The organism is Bacillus salipaludis (assembly GCF_004358205.1).
On the sequence record NZ_SMYO01000008.1, the window covers coordinates 279,876 to 303,463 of the forward strand.

Consider the following 23,588-nt stretch of genomic DNA (forward strand, 5'->3'; position numbering starts at 1 on the left):
CAGTAATCAGGACGGCTACTGTCTTCTTTTTATTACATATTCCTGCCGTTCGCAAAAGCGCTGAGATCTTGATTATATTTATCCACTGACTCCCAAAAGGGAGAATGCCCGGCATAAGCATAGAGGGAAAGAATTGAGTTTGGTATGATCTGTGCGTTTTCAATAGACTGTGCCGGATTAAGAATTTTATCCTTTACACCGTGGATAAGAAGAACCGGCAGTTGAATGGTTGGAAGCAGTTCATCATAGGAAACAGATCTTGTGATGATCGCTTCACGAACATAGGGAGGAACCATTGTGTTATATCCTAGTATGAAGTAAAAATCGTTCATTGTTGGATTTTGTGCAAACAGAAGTGTTACAAATTGCTTGAGAGCATTTGTACTATTAAGGGCTTTTTTGGATATGAGTCCCGGAATGATGGCCTGCATGGCTGGAGTATAATAGGTGCCGCCAGAGATTCCCGAAGAAGTTCCTACATCCACTAGGTTAATACCGGAGATATCCCCTTCCCCATAAATTTGAAGATAATCCAAAACAACCTGTCCGCCGTAGGACCAGCCAACCAGCAATGGCTTGTTTAGATTTAAGGCATGAATAATCGACTGGATGTCATCCGCCCAGTTTTGTGGATTGTGATACCCTTCCTTCGGCTTTTCAGAAAAACCGTGTCCGCGTAAATCCAAAGCAATTAAGCGAAATTGATTTAACTCCTTGGATTGAAACTGATGAATCCAACTAAGATGGTTTTGCGATACATCATGAACAAAAAGGATTGGCTTCCCGTGCGGATTTCCACCCTCCACCACAAATAATGACGTTCCAGATCCTCCTTTAATAAAAAATGATTTCATTTAACACCTCTCCAATAAAAGATACGTTATTATACTGGAGGAGTTGTCCAAAGGTGACAAAATTCGGGCGGTGCCAGGCACCACCCGAATTTTGTCGAATTTAATTAGTGGCGATAGGCCGCTAGTTGCTATTTATATTCCCTCTGAATAATGGCGATATTATCCTTGTGGCAGGTTTTAGTGAAGTTTGATGGGAATGGCATTTCTTTTTCCAATACACCCATAGCCTTTTGGTCCTCTTTTTTAACCGCTGTAATTAATCTCTCTAGATAATCTTGTGATAATTGAATTCTTCGCTTCATTTCCCCTTGACTTGTCGTCGCCTGCCCATGTCCAGGAACCATAACAGCAACGTTATGCTTCTCAAGAATCTGCTCTGCTTTTTGGAGTGTTGCTTCGTATGCCTTTGCACTGTCGTAGATAAAGGGCAGCTCGAAATCAGATAGGTAATCACCGGTAATCCAAATGCCCTCCGGCTCGATGACCGTAAATAATCCGTCATGCGTATGGCCCGGCGACAGGTAGAAGGTTATCGTGGTATCGCCAATCACTAACTTCTGACCGTCTTCTTCGATGACAATATCGATTTCCTCCGGAAAAACAATTGGATAAGGTGCTTTAATGTAATTTTCATTATAAAATTGCTGGATTAAGGACACTTTTTGTTCCTTATTTGGGTGGTCCCTTAGTCCATTGCTTCCAATTACCTTGGCACCCGGGAAGGCTTTGTAGCCAATGACATGGTCGAAATCACCGTGCGTAAATAGAAGGTATAGTTCCTTTTCCCCTTTAATCCCATTTACATGCTGTTTTATTTCTTCGATTTCGTGCGGAAGCCAGTTTGGGTCCACAACAAGAACAAAATCCTTAGCATCTACCACCGTACAAGTTGTTTGAAATAAAGCACTTTGAAACACCGTTATGTATTCATTTTCAAATTGGATCATGGCGTCTCCCTCTTTTTTTAAAATTTTATGATTTATTTCCCCAATTATATCAAATCAATCAGGTTAAATATTAAGGATTGCATAAGACCAGCACTTAATAAATATGATAACAATAAGGAATCCTAAATAAAGGAGCTGTTAAAAAATGGCCATCTTCAATAAAATCGCCTTATTTTTTGTTGTCTTATATTCCTTCATCATCATTATTAATACTTATTTAGGAGAAACGGAACGGGTTCAATCGAACGTTATTTACTTTCTTATGAACGGATTTGCTTACATCGTAACGGCAATGGAAGTGGAAAAAGAAAAACTGCTAGCAGGAGGATTGGAAGCTTGATTTTAAACTTCACCGCCATAGATACCCAAAGACTTTTCTTGGGTATCTTTTTACTTGTATTATCATTGAAGCGACTGTCCGTCTGAGGAGGACAAAACGCCCCATTTGTCCACAAACGGTGCCTGTCACCGAATTTTAGGTACTCGGATCGTAAACTTGCTTCCTTTTCCTATTTCGCTGGAAACTTTAATGGTGCCGTTATGGGTTTCTACGATCCATTTGGCGATGGAGAGTCCGAGACCATGGCCACTCATTTGGCGTGAGCGGGATTTATCTGATCGATAGAAACGTTCGAAAATTCGCTGGTAATCCACCTGCTTGATTCCAATTCCTGTATCCTCTACTTCGAGGCCAAGCGTATTCACCTCTTCAGAAATGGTTAGTTTAACATCTCCACCGTTTGGGGTGTATTTAATCGCATTGTCCAATAAAATATATAATAGCTGAGATAATCGTTCCGAATCCCCCACAACCTTCAGCGTTTCCGGGGCAGTCAAGGTTAACGTAATTTCCTTTGAGGCAGCTAGCGGCTGTACCGATTCGATTGCTTTGTCCGCAAAAAGGCGGAAGTCAAATAGTTCCGCTTTGAGTTCAATCTTGTTCGAATCCGAACGTGCAAGCGTTAGTAAATCACTGACTAACCGAGTCATCCGTTTCACTTCCTGCCTCATATTTGTAAGAAACCTTCCTGACATCTCCTCTTTATTCGGTTCCATCGTCATTTCAATGGCATCAATAGAGGATAGCAGCACACTTAATGGGGTCCGCAATTCGTGAGAGGCATCAGCCACAAATTCGCGTTGTCTTGCAAACGCTCCACTGATGGGAACCATCGCCCTTTTCGACATCAGCACACTGATCCATAACGCCCCTCCAAAAAATACCCCTCCTAGAATGACAAGGATAATGAGAATCCAATGAAATAGCTTGTAGGTAAATGAGATATCTTTTCCTACAAACAACTTGCCAATATATTGGCCATTATTATAGAGCGGCTGGCCTGCAATCATCAACTGCAGATCCTGTGCTTCCTCTCGCGGGTGAAACTCCCCCCTTATTCCCTTTCCATGCAGGCCCTCCTGTATGCGCAAGGTTTCCTTTCGAATTTCCATCCCTGTTGGATTTAGGCTCTTCACAAGACTAAGTAATTCTGGTCGCAGCCGATGATCCGCCTCATTCCCCATAACAAATTCTCCGTTTGAACTCACGACGTAGTAAAAATATTGATTCACTCCTGAAAAGATCACTTCTTGATTTTGAACATCATGGAGACCGTCCGAATTATTTTTCAAAAAGTTTTTTTCAATAAAATTCGCTTCTTGGCTTACTAATGTTTGAAGTTCATGCTCCTGATTTTTAAGGATGGTCACATGGAGAACCGCATAAACAATTAAAATAAAAAGGGTAAGAAACAAGATTAACAGACCACTATAAATTCGGGTTAATCGGCCTCGTGTACGGGTAAAAACATCCCTTTCGCTCATATTTAAAAATCCTCGAAGCAATGAACTAATTTTATGGTTCAATCTTATAGCCCACCCCTCTTATACTATGAAGTAAATCTTGCTTCCCCAAGCGGTCTAATTTCTTTCTAATTAACTTCACCGTAGCATCAATCGTTTTCGGAGCTACTTCCGAATCTAAGCCCCATATCCGATCCAAAATAAGCTCGCGCGGCAAAACTTGTCCCTTATTTTGAATCAATAAGTCTAACAGCTGAAATTCCCGCGGACTAAGCTGAATCTCATTATTCCTGAAACGAACGGTCTGGCTTAAACGATTAAAGACTAAATCATTGACAGTGGTTTTTTCCTCCAATATTGGGGCATAGTTGCGACGTGAAAGAGCACGAAGCCGCGCCAACAACTCATCTATTTCAAAGGGCTTAACAAGATAATCGTCTGCACCGGAATCCAAGCCTTCAATTCGGTCTTGAACTGTGTCCTTCGCCGTTAACATCAAAATCGCACCGGAATAGCCATTTTTTCGGAGCCGTCTGCACACAGATACCCCATCACCATTTGGCATCATCCAATCCATTATTAGGACATCATAGTGAGAAAAGCTGGCGTAATCATAGGCATCTTCTCCTTCCATCACCCACTCTACCTGATATCCTCCCTTCTTTTTTAACATATAGACAATTAATTCCCCTAAATTTACATCGTCCTCCGCCAATAATATATTCATGGAAAATTGACTCCTTTAATGTGGTTATTAACAGGAATCTACCAAAGAAACCTTTAGAAAAACTTAAAATAGGAAGCACTAAGATTAGTAGAGAATTTAAAAAGAGTTATCGGGATGCCGAATATTTGATAGTGGAATTTTTTTCATGGCTGTGTTATAGGACATTGTTGATTTTTTAACCCTAACGGAAATCAACAGACAAGTTTAACACAGCCTTTTTCATAGTAGGAAAAAATGATAAAGAGCGGTTCTAATTACTTTAGGACCGCTCTCTTATTTAAACCTCTTCTCCCTTTTATAATTCATCAATCACTTCTTTTGCAGCCCTTTCACCTGATTCAACCGCTCCATTTAGATAACCTTGATAATGAATGGATGTATGCTCTCCGGCAAAGAAGATATTCCCTTCTCGTTCACCTTCAATTCCGGAAAATTTGGTATATTGACCGATTTTCCAAAACGAATAGGACCCTTTGGACCATTTGTTACTAAGCCAATGATCAATCGTAGATATGCCATTCCAGCTACTTATAGTGCCTGGAAGTACTGGTTCGAGCTTGTCCAAAAAACTTTTTGTAATTTCCTTTAATCGTTCTTCAGTTGGGGCAATCTGTTTAGCAGCGTGTCCTCCTCCTGTATAATTTACAAGAATTCCTGATTCCCCAGGTTGCGCCCGCGTTGATTCGAACGTTTGTTGATAACCAGTATCAGATAATGTATCGCCGTTATTCTTCTGCTCACACCAGAACCGATTGAAAAATTGAGCATGAAGCTTCGTATTTACCCCCATTCCAAGTTCTTTAATCGCCACTATTTTTAAGTCACGAAATTTTGCATTCTCATAATCTATGCTTCTTAAAATATTAAAAGGAAGACAAAGAATTACTTTATCTGCCAAAACAGTCCATTCTTTTTCTTTATTTCGAAAAACAAGCTTTATTTCTTCCTTTTGTTCGATTCTTAACAGTTCAGAATTAAATCGAATTTGTCCGGCTAGATTCTGGGCTAATAATAGTGGAAGCTGATCATTACCGCCTCTTATATGAAATCGCTCATCAGAGTCTCCATACATTTGATAAGAATCGGTAAATCCTAATAGATATAGTAGATTTAATGCGCTTTGTACATGTGCATCTGCTCCAAATTCAATCGTGTAGGCCATGGTTAGTAATTGACCGAACCTAGAGTTGATGCCTCCAGAAACCGTTTCATTGATATAATCGACAATTGACATTTGGTCAAGCTCATAGCCACGTTCCGTGTAATGATTATATCTTGTGGTTTCTCCTGCTTCCTTAAGATCTCGTTGAAGTTTTGGATAAATTTCCGAAAAATCTTTAGTTGCTTCTTTAAAGGTATACGGTTTTCCATCAAAAAAGTAAACAGGTTCTGTACCCTTAGATTCTGCCATTATCAAATTATCTATTTCCAATCCTAATTCTTCAGCTAACGCTTGAATCTCTCTATGGTTTGAATCAATTAACTCACCGCCACACTCGACAATTTGACCTTCTTTAAAATAATCTCTCCTTGTTCGGCAGCGCCCGCCCACCCGGTTGGTAGCCTCATATATTGTAGAAGGAATTCCTGCCTGCTTCAGCCGGTAGGCACAAGTAAGACCCGCCAGGCCTGCCCCTACAATCACGATTCTTGGATAATCTTGTGGTTCCTTATAAACATTCAAAGGCTGTTCTTTTTCGATTTTTCCATGGTTTGGAATAGAATGTAGTTGTCCAATAGCTTGTCCATTACTTTGTTTCTCCATTTCAGCACGAACTGTCACAAAGGCCATCTTCATCATTCTTGCTAATGGTGTATGTGCCAAATAAACATCAACCCCTTTTTACTTTGCTGCAATAATTTCTTGTAACAAAGTATGTAAGAGGAGTGAAATTGCTGTAGGCTAGATGGTCAGAAAGTTAAAATTCGGTTAAAAATAGGGCTATTTATACGAAGATTTGATAAAAAAAGAGTGGCTCCTCCATGTTTGGCGGTACCACTCTTTTATCTTGATAAGAAAAATGATTAAAGATTATGTAAACAACTTTGCAAATTGCCCATACCCCTCATCCTCGAGCTTGTTTTTAGGAACAAACCTCAGGGCCGCCGAATTAATGCAATACCTCGCCCTGTCTGGACCCGGTCCATCATCAAAAACATGACCAAGATGCGAATCGGATGTTTTGCTGCGAACCTCAATTCTCCGCATACCATGCGAAGTATCAAACTTTTCCTCCAGTTCATTGCGGCGCAGGGGCTTCGTGAAGCTAGGCCAGCCGCAGCCTGCATCATATTTGTTCATGGAACTAAATAAGGGCTCCCCGGAAATGATATCTACATAAATACCTTCTTCGTCATGATTCCAGAATTCATTTTGAAACGGCGGCTCTGTTGCATTCTTTCTCGTTACCTCATACTGAAGCGGCGTTAACTCACTTCGCAGCTCGTCTTCACTTTTGCGCATCTTCCAGTTCTCACGAATAAAGCGTGCCCTGCCGGAACCTTCCCGATAAAGATTATAGTGAAACGGAAAAGTTTTATAATAATACTGATGCTTATCTTCCGCCCTGTAAAAAGGGCCAGCCGGAAGGATTTCCGTAACAATCGGTTTTTTAAAAAGGCCGCTTGCGGCAAGCTCTGCTTTTGAAGCTTCAGCTTGTTGTCTTTGGTCCTCATTATGGTAAAAAATAGCGGTCCGATAGGAGGTTCCTCGATCATTAAACTGCCCCTCCGCATCAGTCGGATCGATTTGCTGCCAAAACAGCTCCAGTAGTTTTTTATAAGAAAAGATGACTGGATCAAACGTAATTTGAACCGCCTCATAATGTCCTGTCGTATTAGAACATACCTCTTGGTACGACGGATTTTCAGTATGCCCCCCCGTATACCCCGAAACCACTTCCCTAATCCCTGGCTGCTCATCAAACGGCGAAACCATACACCAAAAACACCCGCCAGCAAACGTTGCAAGCTCGAATTGATTCTTCAATCCCATCATTCCTCCATCTTTATTACATTATCTTCATAAATTGTACGACCTTAATTGATCCTGTGACCCTATTTTATACCAATGTTTAATTGCATCGAATACGCAATGAAAAGGATCGCAACAAAAAGATAGGGTGGCAGCACACCCCAGATTACTATCACAAGAAGCTTTCAGGTTTATTTCTTAGTGGGAAGCTTACGAAAACACGTGTTCCTTCGCCTTCTTTGCTCATAATTCGAATTTTTCCAGTATGTGATCGAACAATCCAATTGGCAATCGAAAGCCCTAAGCCTGATCCCTCTAAATGACGAGTTCTGGATTTATCCCCACGGTAGTAACGGTCAAAAATATAGGGGAGATCACTTTTTGGTATCCCAATCCCAGTATCCGCTACCTCAATGACAGCACGTGAATTTTTCACATCTGCTTTAATAGTGATAACTCCATTCTCCCCCGTATACTTAAGGGCATTGTCTAACAGAATGACAAACAGCTGTTTCAGTCTCTCTTTATCCCCTATCATTTTGATTGGAAAGACTTCAGCGATTATCTGTATATTTTTTTGACTAGCCAGCGCTTTAAAATCTTTAATTACATGCTGAAGAATCTCTTCCAGCATAATAGTCTCTTGGATCAACTGGATCTGGTCCGTGTCAGACCGAGCTAATGTCAATAAATCAGAAGTCATTTTTGACATGTAGTGAATCTCTTGAATCGCCTGGTGAATGGTCTCACTTTCCTGTTCAATCGTATAATCCGGATGACGAAATAGATGTTCAAGATTTAATTTCATAACGGAAAGAGGTGTACGCAGTTCATGAGAAGCATCTGCCACAAACCGCTGTTGTTTTTCCCAGGACCTCTTGATGGGTATTAAGGCCTTATTAGCTAGATAGAGCCCAGCTAGTGCTGCAATAAACACACTTAATAAGGACCCAAAGCCAATGACCACCAATAAATGATCCAGCATTTCATTTTCACGTCTCAGATTATAAACAATTTGAATATGCTGGACTGGTGAATATTCCCCATTCTTTGGTTCAGCCATCGTGATGACACGATAGGATTCTGCTCCAATCGCTACAGTTTGAAGACCTTTCTTCTTTAATAATGGTGAAAAATGAGCCGTATCCTTTAAAGAGAGCGTACTCTGTGGTATCACCTGGTAAAGTTTATTTCCCTTCTTCCAAAGTAAATAAACTAACCGATGGTTCTCTTCCCGCTCTGGACTTAACTCCTTGCCGAGTTTCTCTCTCTCTCGCTGCAAATGATTTCGCTTTTCTAAAATAGTCTGATCCACTTGATGGTATAAACTATAATGCGTATAAAAATAAATAATAGCCCCAAAAGCATTTTGAAGGATAAAAAATACAAGTGCATTCAGGATAACGAGCCGACGTTTAGTTTTTTTAAACATTGCTCTACCTTACTCCTTTAACATATACCCTACACCCCTTACGGTTCGAATCAACCGCTCAAGTTCAAAAGGGGCCAATTTTTTCCGTAAATAATGGATATAGAGTTCAACAATAGCGTCTGTCGTTTCACTCTCTATTCCCCAAACTCTTTGATAAATCTGATCTCGGGTTAGGATTTGCTCTTTATTTTGTATAAGGTAAAAAAGAAGTTCAAATTCTTTAATCGTTAACTTTAGAGCCGTTTCATTTATAAAACCCTCATGCTGGTTGGTGTCTAAGAGAATGGGGCCATAGGTCATCTTTCCTTCGATTCCTATTTTCCCTGAGCGTCTAAGCAAGGATCGCACTCTCGCTAAAAACTCTTCTGTAGCAAAGGGTTTGACAATATAATCATCCGCACCAAAGTCAAGACCCTTTACCTTATCTTCAATCCGGTCCTTTGCAGTCAGAAATAAGGTCGGGGATTGATGGCCTTCACTCCGCAGCTTTCTCATCACCGCGTATCCATCCATCATTGGCAGCATAATATCCAGCGTGATCAGATCGTACTCACCGGTCGAAGCCATAAAATACCCTTCTTCCCCGTTTTCAGCCTGGTCCACTTCGTACTGTTCTTCCTCTAATATTCTAGAAATGATCCTTCTTAAAGGTCCATCATCTTCTATGACCAATACACGCATAGATGCCTGCCCACTCCCTTTCTTTCTATCCTGCATAGTTTGTCCCCCAATTATTTCAATATTTTAATCGTGATGCAAAGAATCTAGGCAGCTTTACAATTTACTATCTGCCCTTTGTGTTTTTGTAACTTGCCTCATGGCGGATGCCTTTGAGTTAAAACATTTATTCCAATAGTTATAAAAATTCCCGGCAAATAAGCCGATAAATAAATAGGTTAGTCCGCCGAAAAGGCCGTATATAATAACCCCTGAAACGGCAGCCAGTACGCCAAAGAAGATTTGCTGCTTATATTTTGCCGGTGAAGTTGGAGGATCTGTGAGCATGAAAAAGGCGAAAAATAGGGTTGCATTGATAAATGGCGGACGAAGAGCGTCTGCAGCATCTCCTTTACTTGATAAGCCAAGTATAAGCAGTAATACAAAAAAGGTCCCTAAGAATGAAAATACCTGTGGAAATTTATTAACTCGTTCGGTTACAAAATAACCGCCAATTAAAAGAAACAAAATAGTCCAGGCAGGAAGATCCCCAAAAGCCCCCCACCAGCTTTGGCCTGTTTGAAAAATAAAAATAGATAACAGTAATCCAAAAGCAGCAGGATTAACGATTGGTTTTTTCTTATATACTAATAGATGCTTGGACAAGATGGCGAGAATCGCTGTCCCTGCCACAACCATTCCAGATGTCGTAAAACTTAAGATAAGTGAAATGATTAAGGCTGTTATTACTGTACTGTCCTTGCTGCTTCTTCTATCCAGAATTCTACATAAGATATAATCTACAAAGATTGATGCCACAATGGCGATCATACTGTTCTCTATCCCCAGCATACTTTTTGACCCAATAGATGCGATGAATAGATAAAAAACCATGGCTGTCGCGACATAACCCTTTGGTGTTTTGAACCACTTTTTCCCCGACACTTAAATCCCTCCAACTTTATAAATCTGTAATTCTGATGTGATAAGGATCCCTTTTAAAGCTAGATGTTCAATTAATTGTTTTCCTTTTTTTACTCCAAGTAAAAAGGAAGCTGTTGAAAAGGCATCTGCCATCATTGCAAACGGTGCGATGACACTGCAGCTAATCCATTCATTTGGCGAACATTTTGTTTTCGGATTTACCAAATGATGTAAAATTAAATTATCTGGATTTCTCCGTTCATAGCTGCCAGATGTACAGACGGCTTCGTTTGATATCTCTATAGTTTCAATGATGGAATCCTTTTGGTACGGATGCTGGATTCCAATTTTCCATTTTTCTCCGTTGTCATCCAAACCGAATGCAAATAAATCGCCTCCAGCGTTAATGACAAATCCCTTAAATTCCTTTAATTCATTAGCAGCCAGATCAATCGCGAACCCTTTTGCAACAGCTCCAAGATCAATGACCATCGGCTTTTTTAAGGTTACTGTATGATTGTACTGATCAAGTTCGATATCATGATAAGAAACCGAATCAGAAGAAACACTTTTCATCATCTGTCCAGAAAGATAGTGTCGATTAAATCCATTCATTTCCATCATCTTTCCTACAGTAGGGTCAAATAGTCCATCCGTTAATTTAGCCATTTCAATCGCAATATAAAGAGGCTCAAATAGAAAAGGACTGATTTTTACTGGTACTCCGATATTCTCACAAGCTCGTATTAGCTCACTTGATGAGCTGAAGCGGCTGCATGCCTGTTCTACATGCTGAAATGCCTCAAAGGCACGAGTTATTTTTGCTTCCGTCTCTTTCTTCGACTTATTGGAAACGACCTTTATGTCAACAACAGTATCCATGTACAATTTTGTTTTTTTCATAGATTATCCCTTCACGTTATGGGCTTGGGAAAGTGCATCCATCACAGCGTCCTCAAAAGCCTGTGTACTATAAGTGGCCCCAGAAACATTATTCACTTGTGCACTTTGTTTTTGCACTACTTCATCAGGAAGTCCGACTATGTCACTTTCTGAATAATGCATTGCAAAATGGCTAATCTCTACGGTGGCAATTTTGTCATTCTTAATTGTCAAAGCTACATCAATAAATCCACGCCGATTCATACCTGTACCTGTAAACGTCCCATCCTTATAGATCCTTTTATTTTGCTTGTTCTTTTGTTCACCGACCTTTTCATTAGAGTGATTTATTGTAATATGCCTAGCTTGAACATTCGCTGCAATATGGTGTAACGGCTGATCAATAGAAGCCTGCGTCTCTGTAGTAACAAATCCGGCAGCATAAGCCGCTGCAACAGCTGTAGAACAAAGAACAACCCACTTCTTATCCATTTTCTTCATAAAAAATCCTCCTAACCAATTCCTCTATTCTCGGACAGTATATCCAGTCAATCTTAGAATTTTCTTAGAATCCTATTTGATCGACAAAATTCGGGCGGTGACAGGCACCACCCGAATTTTGTCGACCTTGTCCCCTTGAATTTGAAGAGAAAATCTGATATATTAAGTGTTAATTAAATATTTTCTTACTTCAAACCTTTTGAAGTGAGGATAGAGGCGCAAAGACCATTAGTACATAGTTGGAGGATAATGAGGTCCTGGGATGATTATGGAAAGGGGAATTTGCCGAAGCTTATAAGACTCTCATTTGTCTTGGAGCTGGTTCTGCTATTGAATAAATACAGAACTGTCATATAGGGAACTATATGGAGGGCTATCTCACGCACGGGAACTTGATCTTTATTTATGTTTCTATTGCAGCAGCGAGCCTTCGTTGCTGCTTTTTTGCGTTGACTTGGAATGTCCTTAGCCACCTCTAATTTATAAAAAAAATAATTTAAAGGGTGAGGAAAAATGAATTTTGGCCAAGTTTTAACTGCTATGGTTACGCCATTTGATCATGAAGGCGAGATTGATTTTAACGCAACGAGAACATTAGTAAATTACCTAATTGAAAATGGGACGGATGGATTGGTAGTCGTTGGTACTACTGGGGAATCTCCTACATTAACAACAGATGAAAAAGTTGAATTTTTTAAGTTTGTTGTAGATGTCGTAAACGGCAGGATTCCTGTCATTGCCGGAACAGGTTCGAATAACACGAGGGCTTCAATTAGTTTAACAAAACAGGCTGAGGCAGCGGGTGTGGATGGGATTATGCTCGTGGCTCCATACTATAACAAGCCGTCACAAGAAGGTTTATATCAACACTTTAAAGCAATTGCCGAGTCCACCGAATTACCGATTATGCTTTATAATATTCCTGGGCGAAGTGTGGTCAATATGTCCGTTGAGACCATTGTACGTCTATCCCAGATTCCTAATATCGTAGCTATTAAAGAGGCTAGCGGCAATTTAGACGCCATGGCAGAAGTGATTAGCCAAACACCGAGTGATTTCACTTTATATAGTGGTGATGATGGTTTAACCATTCCGGTCTTAGCGATCGGCGGTGCAGGAATTGTTTCCGTTGCCTCCCATATCATTGGAAATGAGATGCAGGAAATGGTCAATCTCTTTAAAAGTGGTAATGTCCAAGAGGCGGCTGCAGCGCATCGCAGACTGCTTCCAATCATGAAAGCATTATTTGCTGCTCCAAACCCAACACCGGTCAAAGCAGCCCTTAATCTAAAAGGTGTCAACGTTGGCGGCGTCCGTCTCCCAATGGTCCCACTAACCGACGAAGAAACCAGCACACTACAAAACATTCTGCAACTTGTTTAAATTTCAATACAATAGGAAAGGCACCTCCCACATATTGGGAAGGTGCCTTTCCTATTGTGTTTCGACAAAATTCGGGTGGTGCCTGTCACTCACCGAATTTTGTCGAATCCGCCAACGACAATGTCTTCAATCACACGGTGCCGGCTTAGTTGGCCGGTACAGATGATATCCTGGTCTTCTGTTTGCTTTTTGCGGACCATTTGGTTTATTTCGGCTAACAGTAGTCCGGAGAATAAAAGATAGGGAATGACGATAACTCTCCCCGATCCTGCCTCCAGGACCGCTTCAAACCCCTGCTCCAGTCTTGGTTCTGCAGCCGCGAGGTAACAAACAGACACCTGGTCCGTTTGGAGGCGTTCTTGGATTCCATTGGCAATCAACTCAAACGCAATGTGAATGCTGAGATCGCTGCTGCCCCGGCCAACTATCAATAATGAATCCCGTGAAGTTACTTCTCCTGCCGCCCCTCTAACCAGCTCAGCAATCGCATCGAGAATTTCATCCTGCACGCCAAACGGATTCCTTACATGTACTTGGATCTCTGGATACTTTTCGCCTAATACAGATAGTGCATTCGGAATATCTTCCTTAATATGACCAGCAGCTAAAAGAAAAATCGGCACAACGGTAATCTCCGATGCACCTTTTTCCACACATCTTCTAAAGCCCTCTTCAATAGAAGGTTGGGTCAATTCCAGAAAACTGATTTCCTGAATCGGGACATCCACACGTTCTATTACCCTATTCAAAAAGGACTTTACCTCTTCGGCTCCCTTTTTTGATCTTGTTCCATGGCCGATATAAAGAATCGCTTTCATGCAGATTGCTCCTTTCCGCTTACCCTTGAACAACTGGTAAATGAGGGACGATTTCTTCCTCGAACCAGTTCAGTCTATCATGTAAGCGGACAACCTCGCCAATCACAATCATGCTTGGGTTTGCAATTTTTGCATCCTTAACACGCGCTTCAATCGTGCCAAGGGTTCCAACTACTGTTCGTTGATCGCTTAAAGTGCCCCAGTGAACAAGAGCGATTGGTGTGTCCGCAGATTTCCCATTCTCCACCAATTGTTGAACAATCGTAGGAAGGTGGGAAACTCCCATATAAACACATATCGTATCGACCGCTTTCGCTAAATGGGCCCACTGATGCTCTGCCTCTTTATCACCGGCAGCTTGATGTCCAGTAATAAATGCAAAGCTTTTGCTTAAGGTGCGATGGGTAACCGGTATGCCTGCATAGGCAGATGCTGCAATTCCAGCGGTAATGCCCGGGACCACTTCAAACGGCACATGATTTTTCACACATTCCTCCGCTTCTTCCCCGCCTCGTCCAAAAACAAACGGGTCGCCTCCCTTTAAACGGACAACCGTATAGCCTTTTTTCGCATATTTGACCAAGAAGTGATTAATTGTTTCCTGCTTCATTGTATGGTAATTCGGAAGTTTACCGCAGTATACCAGCTGCGCATCTGCTTTTGCATTCTGAAGGAGCTCCGGATTTACTAACCGGTCATACAAAATCACATCAGCCTGCTGCAGGCAGCGTAATCCTTTTACTGTAATTAGATCTGGATCACCAGGACCCGCACCAACTAAATAGACTTTGCCAACCATGAAATCCAACATCCTTTCCCTATGCCTTTTCTGTAATACTTGCTGTTATTGATGATTCGCTGATAAACGCTTACTATCAACTAAAAGGGTGTAAAATTACACCCCAGGTCACTTTTTTATAACTCAAATACTATTAAAAAATATTTTTCTCCCGCAAATAAGCAATCACTTGCCCAACAGCTTCCTCAACCGATAATAAATCAGAACGTAAAGTGATTTCCGGTTTTTCCGGTGCTTCATAAGGAGAATCAATACCGGTGAAATCCTTTATCTCACCACGGCGTGCTTTGGCATAAAGCTGCTTAGGATCACGCTGCTCACAAACCTCGATTGGACAATCCACAAAAACCTCAATGAATTCTCCTTCTTCAAATAACTCCCGAACCTGATCCCGATCAGATCGGAAAGGAGAAATAAATGCCGTCGTAATCACCTTGCCGCTATCAACAAATAACTTCGCGACTTCACCGATCCGGCGAATATTTTCCGTGCGGTCGTGCTCAGAAAAACCTAAATCCTTGTTTAAACCATGACGAATATTGTCACCGTCCAACACATATTCATTAATCCCAAGACGGAATAATTCGTTTGATACCGCGTTGGCAATCGTTGATTTTCCGGAACCAGAAAGACCTGTGAACCATAGTGTGCAACTTCCATGGCCGTTCTGGGAACGACGGTCATTCTTCGTAATCGTTGTTTCGTGCCATGTAATATTCGTAGATTGTGTCACTTCAAGTCCTCCTTAAGCTTCAACAGTCGCTTTTTCTTTCATTCCTTCAATTAAAACCTCCACAACTTCCTTACGGCTGAAAGTAGATGGCGGAAGAACACCGCTTCTTAGCATCTCTCTCACTTTTGTTCCGGAAAGGATTACGCGATCTTCTTTGTCATGCGGGCAAGTTTTATCAGACGCCATTCCATCGCATTTCGTGCAATAGAAGCTATGCTCGAAAAATAACGGCTTAATTCCAAGCTCTTCTTCTGTAAAGTTGCTGAAAATATACTGGGCGTCGTAGGTTCCATAATAGTTTCCAACCCCGGCATGGTCACGGCCGACAATGAAATGCGTGCAGCCGTAGTTTTTACGTGCAAGCGCATGGAAAATCGCTTCCCTTGGTCCTGCATATCGCATTGCTGCTGGGTGTACGCCCAATTGAACACGCTCTTTAGGATAATAGTTTTCTAGTAAAACGCGATAGCTTTTTAGACGAACATCTGCAGGAACATCATCAGACTTCGTTTGACCAACAAGTGGATTTAAGAATAAGCCATCAACTGTTTCAAGAGCTGCTTTTTGAATATACTCATGGGCACGGTGAACCGGATTTCTTGTTTGGAAACCAACAACCGTTTTCCAGCCTTTTTCTTCGAATAATGCACGGGTTTCTTTTGGCTCAAACCATACATCGCCAAACACGCCTTTTTCTGGCTTTTTCACAAGCACGATTTCACCAGCAACGTAAACTGGACCTCTTTCGAATAAACGTTTCACCCCTGGATGCGCCAGCTCTTCTGTTTTATAAACATTGAGAGCTTCCTTATTCAAATCAGGTTCATACGTTTCGGAAACCTTGATCACTCCAAACACTTCTTTGTTGGAAACAAGTTTAACTTCCTCGCCAACTTCAAGTGTTTCCGCCACTTCATAAGATACTGGCAGTGTTACAGGGATGGACCAGATTGTATCGTCAGCCAAGCGCATACGCTCTACTACTGATTCGTAATCTGCTTTTCCAAGAAAACCAGTTAGCGGGCTAAATACACCAACGCCGATTAATTCTAAATCACTTAGAGCGACTGCATCAATTTCAATTTCTTTTTCTACATTTGAAAAATTATAATTTGGATTATATGCCTGAATTAGTTTTCCTCCATGAGGTTTTGATACAAATGACATCTACAATCAACCTTTCTTTACTGGTTTTATTTTTTGGTTGTTAAACTAAGTTGTTGATTTCCGCTCCAATCAACGTTGTTCAAAAATCAACATTGTCTTTTAACACAGCCTATTTTTTTGAAATATTTGCTTGAGAAATCGTACCCTGTGATGCAGATCGTTTCATTAAGAACATCACGCCTAAAACGGAAATCACTACGCCCGCCATTGCAACGATTGAGTATCCATTTTTTTCAATCAATAACTGAATAATCGTATAGGACAGCACCATTGATAATACGGGAGAAACCATCCATACTGTTAAGAGCTGCACGACAATATCCTTTTTTAAAACTGATTTTCCATGCTTAGCAAAACCAATTCCAATAATTGAAGACGTCGTAATTTGCGTTAACGGAACCGGGATCCCGAATAAAGAGGCAATCGTAACAATGCTTGCTCCCGTTCCGGAAATCACACAGCCCTCTTCGAGCTTAAGCTTCGTAATTTTTTTACCGTTTGTTTCAAGCACGCGGTGTCCAAAAAGAATTGCTCCTAACGCAACAGCTAATCCGCCCCAAAGAATGGCATCACCAGTGGACATCAATTTTGCAGCAACGAGCGGACCTACCGCGTTCGCCACATTATTCATTCCGGCTGAAAAAGCTTCAAACAATCCCATCAAGACAACTAGAATCGCTAAAAACGGCCCTGCTTTCGGCTTTTCAATCAATCGTTTGATAAACTTTATTTTTAAAATGGTTGCCGCGAGAATGGCAATCACAAAGGCAGCAAACGGTGTAAGCAGCCAGAAAATCGCAATCCAGATGAACTTGCCGACAAATACGGATTGGTAAACCACCCCTGCTCCAACCACTGCCCCTACTGCAACTTCACTGGTCGAAAGCGGTATACCAAATATATTGGCTAAAAACAGTGATAACGCCGCTGATGCTAAAACAATTAACGCAATTGCAACAGTAAACGTGCTGCTTGGAACAATTCCACCGCCGATTGTTTTTACTACTTCACCGCCGCCAAGCCAAGCACCGAAAAAAACGGCAATGGCGCAAAGAAATAGTGCGACCCGCTTTTTTACTACTCCTGCCCCGTACGAAATTCCCATTGAGGCAGCCGCACCGCTAGCTCCAATATTTACAGCAAAAAATAAACCGATGGTAATGGCAATGATTGTAAGCATAAGGATGACCTCCCTTCTCCCGCATTAAAGTTCAACTTACTTTGTGTGCAAACCACACTCGGTTTTCCCGCTTCCGGACCATCTTCCTGCACGGGAGTCTCCATCTGCTGCAACCGGTTGTGTACAAGGGAAACATCCAATACTTGGATAGTTTTGATCATGCAATTGATTATACGGAAGATCTTTTTCACGGATGTACGCCCAAACCTCATCCCACGTCCAGTGAATGAGCGGGCAGATTTTAATATTTTCAAATTTTTCATCCTTATTAAGGAATTGTGTATCCTTGCGCGTTGGAGATTGTTCCCGGCGAAGTCCCGAGATCCAAGCTTCTTTTGTCGTTAAGGTCTCTCTTAACGGAATCACTTTTCTAATTTGGCAGCAAAGATTCGGGTCTTTCTTCCATAACGCTGATCCATACTGCTCTCTTTGTTCATCTAAATTCAAGACTGGCTGCTTCCGCTCTATTCTTAGCGAAGGAAAGCGTGCTTCAATTTTATCAATGACATCATAGGTTTCCGGAAAATGCAGGCCAGTATCTAAAAAAACAATATGGGCATCCGGTTTTACCTGCTGAATTAGGTCAATTAACACAATTGCTTCTGCACCGAAGCTTGAGGCATAGACGATTTTGTCTTCGGAATAATTTTGGTAAGCCCATTCTAAGACAGCACGGGCACCTTTTGTTTCATCCTCAGTTTGAAAACTGTCGGAAATCTGATTCCAGTTTTCATAGGTCACAGCTCTTGTCATCTTGGAAAAACTCCTTTCTTTAAAAAACAATACTCACTTTGGCTCCGTCTTTTCTTTTCAAAAAAGGCAGTCTGCCACCGGTTAAAGTGAAGACTGCCTCTAGTTTTTCTAGTCAGCGTTTCTTATTGGTTTGTAGACGAACCTTTTCGTTTTTCTCTATTTGCACTACTTTTCCATCCTGGACAACAAGTGTGATTGATCCGAAATTCAATGTTTCAAGCATTTTCTCAAGATGTGAAGTAATTTCTTCCCACTCAGATGGTTTCAGCTGATTCGCCGCCTTTCAAAAAACGCCCTCCCCATTTGGAAAAGGCGTTCGTACTTCAATGTAACACCTTATCTTTCAAAATGGATTCCATTTTGCAGGAATTGGCACCTTTCTTTGTAGGTTGCCGGGCTTCAACGGGCCAGTCCCTCAGCCGCTCTAGATAAGCGATTTATTTAATTTATATTTTATATCCTACCATACCTATAGGATTTGTCAATGATCTGTTTAAAAAATTCCCAAAATTCTGTTTGACAAACTTTTAGATTACGATTTTAATTGATTCTATTTCGATTAATCGTGGAAATTCGTCCCGTCCGTTGTAGCTTTGATAATTTCCGCACGGATGACAAAGTCACCAAAATGCTCGCCTTCCTGCCGTTCTTTTGCATAGCGTGGAAGAATATCCCGAAGCTCCCTTAAAATCTCTTCTTCTCCGATATTTTCACGGTACATTTTACTTAGACGGCTCCCGTCATGGGCAGCGCCTAAATACATATTATATTTACCTGGTGCCTTCCCGATAAAACCAATCTCTCCAAGGGAATGGCGGGCACAGCCGTTCGGACAGCCAGTCATTCGAATTGTAATTTCTTTATCACGAAGACCATTTTCATCCACAATGGTTTCGATTTTATCAATCAGCTTTGGTAGATAACGTTCAGCTTCTGCCATCGCCAATCCGCAGGTTGGAAGAGCCACACACGCTATTGAGCTGCGTCTTAGTGCTGTATATTGCTTACCTTCCGTTAAGCGGTACTGTTCAACTAGGCTGTTGATCTTTTTCTTCTGTTCGCTCGATACATTGGCAATAATTACGTTTTGGTTAGCTGTTAGACGGAATTCACCGGTATGGATTTTGGCAATTTCACGCAAGGCAGTTTTCAGCTTGTAATCATCGAAATCTGCTACGCGCCCACCCTCAATAAATAGTGTTAAATGCCAATTATTATCAACGCCTTTTACCCAACCATAGCGGTCGCCGTTATGATCAAAATGATATGGTCTCGCTTCACCAAGTCTCCAGCCTAGGCGGTTTTCCAATTCATTTTTAACCGTTTCTAAACCAAGTCGGTCCACAGTATATTTGAACCTAGCGTTTTTACGGACAGAACGGTTTCCGTAATCGCGCTGAATCGTAATCGTTTTTTCTGCAACATCATACAATTGGTTAGGTTTACAGAAACCAATCACTTTCGCAAGCTGCGGATAAGTTGCGGTGTCTCCATGTGTCATGCCCATGCCTCCGCCAATCGCTACGTTAAATCCAATCAGTTGGCCCTCTTCTACAATTGCGATGAATCCAAGGTCCTGGGAAAAGACATCAATATCATTTGATGGAGGTACAGCAATCCCAATTTTGAACTTACGCGGCAAATATAGCGGTCCGTACATTGGCTCAACTTCTTCTACCTCAGGAGTACCGGCCACCTTTTCCTCATCCAGCCAAATTTCGTGATATGCCCTAGTACGCGGCAATAAATCGTTACTCAATTTTTGTGCCCATTCATAGACTTCGCTATGAATTTCGGACTGATATGGATTGGATGCACACATAACATTCCGATTCACGTCTCCACACGCTGCAATTGTATCCATTAATGCAGCATGGATACCTTGAATAGTACTCTTCATATTCCACTTTAGTATTCCATGCATTTGGAATGTTTCACGGGTTGTAAGTTTCAAGGTTCCATTTCCGTATTTTTCAGCAAGCTCATCCATAACCAGCCATTGGTCTGATGATGCTACACCGCCTGGCAAACGAACGCGCAGCATGAATTGATACGCTGGCTCCAATTTTTGTTTTTGTCGCTCGTTTCGAAGGTCCCGGTCATCCTGTAAATAGCTGCCATGATGTTTCATCAGACGGTTATCATCATCCGGAATACCAGCGCTGATTCGGTCTAGCATCACTTCCTTCAGCGTGCCGCGCAAATAATTGCTTTCCTCTTTAATTCGTTCTACGTCGCTTGGTTTACCGTCTGGCGCTTTTAAAATCTGATTCACCATTTTTAAAAAAACTCCTCTCAGTATACATCACGCTGATAACGTTTTTGCTGCTGCATTTCAGCCAGATATTCTTCTGCTTTTTCACGGCTTAAGCCGCCTTCTTTTGCAATAATTTTAATGAAGGTATTATGGACGTCATGTGCCATATGTTTTTCATCTCCGCAGATGTATACAACTGCACCCTCTTCAAGCCATTTATATAGCTCTTTGCTTTGCTCAAGCATTCTGTGTTGTACATATACTTTTTCTTCTGTATCCCTCGAAAAAGCAACATCCAACTTTGTCAGTGCCCCATTTTTCAGCCATTTTTGCATTTCTGTCTGATATAGGAAATCGGTCACGAAATGCTGGTCACCGAAGAACAGCCATGATTTTCCTTCGGCACCGGTTTCTTCACGTTCTTGAATAAAAGAACGGAACGGCGCAACACCTGTACCTGGTCCAACCATGATGATTGGTGTCTCAGGATTTTTAGGCAGTTTAAAGTTTTCATTTTGTTGAACGAAAACAGACACATGATCCCCTGGCTCCAAACGCTCTGCTACATACGTGGAGGCTACGCCTTTTCTTTCCCGGCCATTTGCCTCATATCGAACCGCACCGATCGTCAAATGCACTTCATCAGGATTGGCAGCTAAACTGCTCGCAATTGAATAAAGACGAACCGGAATTTTACGAAGAATAGAAACAAACTCCTGAGCAGAATCACCCCACGGACCAAAATCACGAACCAGGTCTAATATGTCACGTCCATTGATGTACTCTTTTAATTTTTCTCCATTTCCTTGAGCAACAAGCTCTTTTAATCCCTCATTTGTGGAGAGCGGTGCAATTTTCTCAAGAAGCGGCTTTGTCAAAGTCGTAATCTCATAGTATGATTGGAGCGCTTCTTGAAGAGTGCGAACATCGCCTTGTTTTACTGTTACTTGGTCTTCTTTGGACCATTTTAATTCATTTAGAAGCTGCTCAACTAAAGCCGGATCATTTTCAGGATATACGCCTAAACTGTCTCCCGGCTCAAACGTAAGACCAGACCCTTCAAGTGAAAGTTCAAGGTGATGCGTTTCTTTATTCGATCCCCGACCGTTCAGATTGATGTTATCAAGTACTTCTGCTTTAAACGGGTTCGTTCTGGAGTATTCGGATTCAATAGTTTGCAGGGTGCTGGCAGCTGCAGCGGCTTCAGCAGCGCCTGCACCTTGAGCATCCTTTAGGCTGCTAAGAACGCCTTCAAGCCATTCTGCAGCTGGTTCATCAAAATCAACATCACAGTCAAATCGTGGATAAAGCCTTGTTCCGCCAAGTTCCTCGAGACGATCATCGAATTGTTTACCTGTTTGACAGAAAAATTCATAAGAGCTGTCCCCTAAAGCTAATACGGAAAATTGTAAGCCTTCCAGCTTTGGAGCCCGTTTGCTATGAAGAAACTCATGGAAGGTCATCGCATTATCCGGCGGATCTCCTTCCCCATGTGTACTGACAACAATCAGCAGGTTTTGAACCTTCTTTAAATTGTTTGGTTTGTAATCACTCATGGAAGAAAGTGTGACAAGATAGCCGTTTCCTTCCAATGTTTTGGCTGCTTTATTCGCAAGCCCTTTGGAGTTTCCAGATTGTGAACCGTAAATAATGGTTACGTCTTTGGAAACGGCCTGACCAGCATTTTGTGAAGCTGCCGGTGCAGCTGCTTGCGCCCCCGAAAACTGGGAAGCAGCTAGATATCCGCTTAACCAAAGCTTTTGTTGGTCTGTCAATGTCGGCAGAATACGGTTTAGGAGCTCTGCCTGCTCCTGACTAAACGGACTGTTTAATACCTGAAGTTGCAACATATCCACCTCACTAAGGAATTAAAATTCAAAAACCCGCTTTAAAATATCACGGGACAAGAATTTTTTTACTTTTCAGTCTCTCTAATAGATTAATAATATAATAATTTGACAATTCCTATAAGTCAAGTCGGTTTTAAAATAAATTTATTTTTCGATAAAAAAAAGCCACACCAGATTAACTGGCATGGTTTATTTCGCCCGATGGACGGTTAGGTTTACTTTGCTTGTTTCACACATGAATGTGGAGAGGTGGACGGGTTGGTCGTTTGAGTTAAAGGCGATTTTTAGGATTCTGAATAGGTTGGCTCCGATATCGCATTCTAGGTATTTGGCGTATTCCTTTGTTGCACCAATTACATCGATGATTTTATCGTTGCTGACTATTTCTGTATTGTAATCCTCTGAAAGGATTTTATAAGTGGATTCGTCCCTTGCAATTTTCTTTTCCAAATCCGGAAACTGAATTAGCGAATAATGCGCAATATCATAGAAAAGCGGACGGTCATTCACATACATAAGCCGTTCAAGTACTAGTACCGGACTTCCATCCTCAATCTTGAGGTGTTCCGCAACATCCTTTGGTGCCGTAATCACTTCACTTCTAAGAATACGGGAATTTGGGATCATCCCTAACTGGTGACTGAACTCCGAGAATCCACTTACAGATAACAATTCATTGTGAAACTTATTCGAAGCTACAAACGTTCCCCTGCGTGGTATACGTGTCAATGTACCATCCTTCACCAATTCTTCAATGGCTTTTCGGATCGTGATTCGGCTGACATTATATGTTTCACAAAGCTCTGCTTCTGTGGGAATCTGTTCGTCCGGCTTATATTTCCCCTGCTGAATATCATTCTGCAGCATTTGCCTAATCTGCATATAGAGAGGCTGCGGGGTTGAAGCATTTAAATTCATACTTTTCATCCTATCCATCATATGTTTAT

Annotated in this window: 23 protein-coding genes and 2 riboswitches; of the genes, 2 read left to right on the top strand and 21 right to left on the bottom strand. The window is 41.5% G+C overall.

Annotated elements, in window-relative coordinates:
- Positions 1 to 32: 32 nt before the first annotated feature.
- Both E2K98_RS18530 and E2K98_RS18535 read right to left on the bottom strand, forming a co-directional pair.
- Complete coding sequence (locus tag E2K98_RS18530) at positions 33 to 854, bottom strand: alpha/beta fold hydrolase (protein WP_133336717.1); 822 nt, start codon at positions 852 to 854, stop codon at positions 33 to 35.
- Between the two features lie 128 nt (positions 855 to 982).
- Complete coding sequence (locus E2K98_RS18535) at positions 983 to 1,801, bottom strand: MBL fold metallo-hydrolase (protein ID WP_133336719.1); 819 nt, start codon at positions 1,799 to 1,801, stop codon at positions 983 to 985.
- 145 nt (positions 1,802 to 1,946) lie between these two features.
- Between E2K98_RS18535 and E2K98_RS18540 the strand changes: the two genes are divergently transcribed.
- Complete coding sequence (locus E2K98_RS18540) at positions 1,947 to 2,141, top strand: hypothetical protein (RefSeq protein ID WP_133336721.1); 195 nt, start codon at positions 1,947 to 1,949, stop codon at positions 2,139 to 2,141.
- Between the two features lie 125 nt (positions 2,142 to 2,266).
- On the opposite strand, the gene E2K98_RS18545 is transcribed toward E2K98_RS18540, so the two are convergent.
- From E2K98_RS18545 to E2K98_RS18585, 9 genes are all read right to left on the bottom strand, one after another.
- Positions 2,267 to 3,667, bottom strand: a complete 1,401-nt coding sequence (locus E2K98_RS18545; protein WP_235824851.1) for a sensor histidine kinase — start codon at positions 3,665 to 3,667, stop codon at positions 2,267 to 2,269.
- Positions 3,657 to 4,331, bottom strand: coding sequence for a response regulator transcription factor (locus tag E2K98_RS18550; protein WP_133336723.1), 675 nt, complete (start codon positions 4,329 to 4,331; stop codon positions 3,657 to 3,659). The genes E2K98_RS18545 and E2K98_RS18550 overlap by 11 nt, the downstream gene beginning before the upstream one ends.
- 295 nt (positions 4,332 to 4,626) lie before the next feature.
- Positions 4,627 to 6,156: a flavin monoamine oxidase family protein gene (locus E2K98_RS18555; protein WP_133336725.1), complete on the bottom strand. Its 1,530-nt coding sequence runs from the start codon at positions 6,154 to 6,156 to the stop codon at positions 4,627 to 4,629.
- A gap of 207 nt (positions 6,157 to 6,363) precedes the next feature.
- Positions 6,364 to 7,326, bottom strand: a complete 963-nt coding sequence (gene msrA / locus E2K98_RS18560) for a peptide-methionine (S)-S-oxide reductase MsrA (RefSeq protein WP_133336728.1) — start codon at positions 7,324 to 7,326, stop codon at positions 6,364 to 6,366.
- 151 nt (positions 7,327 to 7,477) lie between these two features.
- Positions 7,478 to 8,737, bottom strand: a complete 1,260-nt coding sequence (locus E2K98_RS18565; RefSeq protein ID WP_133336731.1) for a sensor histidine kinase — start codon at positions 8,735 to 8,737, stop codon at positions 7,478 to 7,480.
- Positions 8,738 to 8,746: 9 nt separating this feature from the next.
- Positions 8,747 to 9,418 (bottom strand): response regulator transcription factor, encoded by a 672-nt coding sequence (locus tag E2K98_RS18570; protein ID WP_133336800.1) that lies wholly within the window; start codon positions 9,416 to 9,418, stop codon positions 8,747 to 8,749.
- 93 nt (positions 9,419 to 9,511) lie between these two features.
- Positions 9,512 to 10,339: an RnfABCDGE type electron transport complex subunit D gene (locus tag E2K98_RS18575; RefSeq protein ID WP_133336732.1), complete on the bottom strand. Its 828-nt coding sequence runs from the start codon at positions 10,337 to 10,339 to the stop codon at positions 9,512 to 9,514.
- Positions 10,340 to 11,221 carry an FAD:protein FMN transferase gene (locus E2K98_RS18580; RefSeq protein ID WP_133336733.1) on the bottom strand — a complete coding sequence of 294 codons (882 nt, stop codon included), beginning with the start codon at positions 11,219 to 11,221 and terminating at the stop codon, positions 10,340 to 10,342.
- Between the two features lie 3 nt (positions 11,222 to 11,224).
- Positions 11,225 to 11,701, bottom strand: a complete 477-nt coding sequence (locus tag E2K98_RS18585; protein WP_133336734.1) for an FMN-binding protein — start codon at positions 11,699 to 11,701, stop codon at positions 11,225 to 11,227.
- Between the two features lie 203 nt (positions 11,702 to 11,904).
- Positions 11,905 to 12,085, top strand: a riboswitch (Lysine riboswitch).
- A gap of 129 nt (positions 12,086 to 12,214) precedes the next feature.
- Here E2K98_RS18585 and dapA point away from each other — a divergent pair.
- Positions 12,215 to 13,084 (top strand): 4-hydroxy-tetrahydrodipicolinate synthase, encoded by an 870-nt coding sequence (gene dapA, locus E2K98_RS18590; RefSeq protein ID WP_133336735.1) that lies wholly within the window; start codon positions 12,215 to 12,217, stop codon positions 13,082 to 13,084.
- An 89-nt stretch (positions 13,085 to 13,173) separates the two neighbouring features.
- On the opposite strand, the gene E2K98_RS18595 is transcribed toward dapA, so the two are convergent.
- The 10 genes from E2K98_RS18595 to E2K98_RS18640 form a co-directional block, all read right to left on the bottom strand.
- Positions 13,174 to 13,902 (bottom strand): sirohydrochlorin chelatase, encoded by a 729-nt coding sequence (locus tag E2K98_RS18595; RefSeq protein WP_133336736.1) that lies wholly within the window; start codon positions 13,900 to 13,902, stop codon positions 13,174 to 13,176.
- 19 nt (positions 13,903 to 13,921) lie between these two features.
- On the bottom strand, positions 13,922 to 14,701 hold the full coding sequence (gene cobA, locus E2K98_RS18600) for a uroporphyrinogen-III C-methyltransferase (protein WP_133336737.1): 780 nt from the start codon (positions 14,699 to 14,701) through the stop codon (positions 13,922 to 13,924).
- 133 nt (positions 14,702 to 14,834) lie between these two features.
- Positions 14,835 to 15,434, bottom strand: coding sequence for an adenylyl-sulfate kinase (gene cysC / locus E2K98_RS18605; protein WP_026573748.1), 600 nt, complete (start codon positions 15,432 to 15,434; stop codon positions 14,835 to 14,837).
- Between the two features lie 12 nt (positions 15,435 to 15,446).
- Positions 15,447 to 16,601 carry a sulfate adenylyltransferase gene (gene sat / locus E2K98_RS18610; RefSeq protein ID WP_133336738.1) on the bottom strand — a complete coding sequence of 385 codons (1,155 nt, stop codon included), beginning with the start codon at positions 16,599 to 16,601 and terminating at the stop codon, positions 15,447 to 15,449.
- 109 nt (positions 16,602 to 16,710) lie between these two features.
- Positions 16,711 to 17,781 (bottom strand): inorganic phosphate transporter, encoded by a 1,071-nt coding sequence (locus tag E2K98_RS18615; RefSeq protein ID WP_133336740.1) that lies wholly within the window; start codon positions 17,779 to 17,781, stop codon positions 16,711 to 16,713.
- A gap of 36 nt (positions 17,782 to 17,817) precedes the next feature.
- Positions 17,818 to 18,534, bottom strand: coding sequence for a phosphoadenylyl-sulfate reductase (locus E2K98_RS18620; protein ID WP_133336742.1), 717 nt, complete (start codon positions 18,532 to 18,534; stop codon positions 17,818 to 17,820).
- Positions 18,535 to 18,646: 112 nt separating this feature from the next.
- On the bottom strand, positions 18,647 to 18,778 hold the full coding sequence (locus E2K98_RS18625; RefSeq protein WP_372512743.1) for a YezD family protein: 132 nt from the start codon (positions 18,776 to 18,778) through the stop codon (positions 18,647 to 18,649).
- Between the two features lie 89 nt (positions 18,779 to 18,867).
- A riboswitch (SAM riboswitch) is annotated at positions 18,868 to 18,969 on the bottom strand.
- Between the two features lie 124 nt (positions 18,970 to 19,093).
- On the bottom strand, positions 19,094 to 20,812 hold the full coding sequence (gene cysI / locus E2K98_RS18630; protein ID WP_133336744.1) for an assimilatory sulfite reductase (NADPH) hemoprotein subunit: 1,719 nt from the start codon (positions 20,810 to 20,812) through the stop codon (positions 19,094 to 19,096).
- A 17-nt stretch (positions 20,813 to 20,829) separates the two neighbouring features.
- On the bottom strand, positions 20,830 to 22,638 hold the full coding sequence (locus tag E2K98_RS18635; protein WP_133336802.1) for an assimilatory sulfite reductase (NADPH) flavoprotein subunit: 1,809 nt from the start codon (positions 22,636 to 22,638) through the stop codon (positions 20,830 to 20,832).
- A 192-nt stretch (positions 22,639 to 22,830) separates the two neighbouring features.
- Positions 22,831 to 23,559, bottom strand: a complete 729-nt coding sequence (locus E2K98_RS18640; RefSeq protein WP_133336746.1) for a GntR family transcriptional regulator — start codon at positions 23,557 to 23,559, stop codon at positions 22,831 to 22,833.
- Positions 23,560 to 23,588 lie beyond the last annotated feature (29 nt).

Coding starts and splice junctions, on each gene's coding strand:
- dapA (WP_133336735.1), top strand. CDS start 12,215: ATGAATTTTGGCCAAGTTTTAACTGCTATGGTTACGCCATTTGATCAT.
- E2K98_RS18580 (WP_133336733.1), bottom strand. CDS start 11,221: ATGAAAAAAACAAAATTGTACATGGATACTGTTGTTGACATAAAGGTC.
- E2K98_RS18540 (WP_133336721.1), top strand. CDS start 1,947: ATGGCCATCTTCAATAAAATCGCCTTATTTTTTGTTGTCTTATATTCC.
- E2K98_RS18640 (WP_133336746.1), bottom strand. CDS start 23,559: ATGAATTTAAATGCTTCAACCCCGCAGCCTCTCTATATGCAGATTAGG.
- cobA (WP_133336737.1), bottom strand. CDS start 14,701: ATGGTTGGCAAAGTCTATTTAGTTGGTGCGGGTCCTGGTGATCCAGAT.
- E2K98_RS18565 (WP_133336731.1), bottom strand. CDS start 8,737: ATGTTTAAAAAAACTAAACGTCGGCTCGTTATCCTGAATGCACTTGTA.
- E2K98_RS18585 (WP_133336734.1), bottom strand. CDS start 11,701: ATGAAGAAAATGGATAAGAAGTGGGTTGTTCTTTGTTCTACAGCTGTT.
- E2K98_RS18615 (WP_133336740.1), bottom strand. CDS start 17,781: ATGCTTACAATCATTGCCATTACCATCGGTTTATTTTTTGCTGTAAAT.
- E2K98_RS18550 (WP_133336723.1), bottom strand. CDS start 4,331: ATGAATATATTATTGGCGGAGGACGATGTAAATTTAGGGGAATTAATT.
- E2K98_RS18570 (WP_133336800.1), bottom strand. CDS start 9,418: ATGCGTGTATTGGTCATAGAAGATGATGGACCTTTAAGAAGGATCATT.
- E2K98_RS18595 (WP_133336736.1), bottom strand. CDS start 13,902: ATGAAAGCGATTCTTTATATCGGCCATGGAACAAGATCAAAAAAGGGA.
- E2K98_RS18620 (WP_133336742.1), bottom strand. CDS start 18,534: ATGACAAGAGCTGTGACCTATGAAAACTGGAATCAGATTTCCGACAGT.
- sat (WP_133336738.1), bottom strand. CDS start 16,601: ATGTCATTTGTATCAAAACCTCATGGAGGAAAACTAATTCAGGCATAT.
- E2K98_RS18535 (WP_133336719.1), bottom strand. CDS start 1,801: ATGATCCAATTTGAAAATGAATACATAACGGTGTTTCAAAGTGCTTTA.
- cysI (WP_133336744.1), bottom strand. CDS start 20,812: ATGGTGAATCAGATTTTAAAAGCGCCAGACGGTAAACCAAGCGACGTA.
- E2K98_RS18530 (WP_133336717.1), bottom strand. CDS start 854: ATGAAATCATTTTTTATTAAAGGAGGATCTGGAACGTCATTATTTGTG.
- msrA (WP_133336728.1), bottom strand. CDS start 7,326: ATGGGATTGAAGAATCAATTCGAGCTTGCAACGTTTGCTGGCGGGTGT.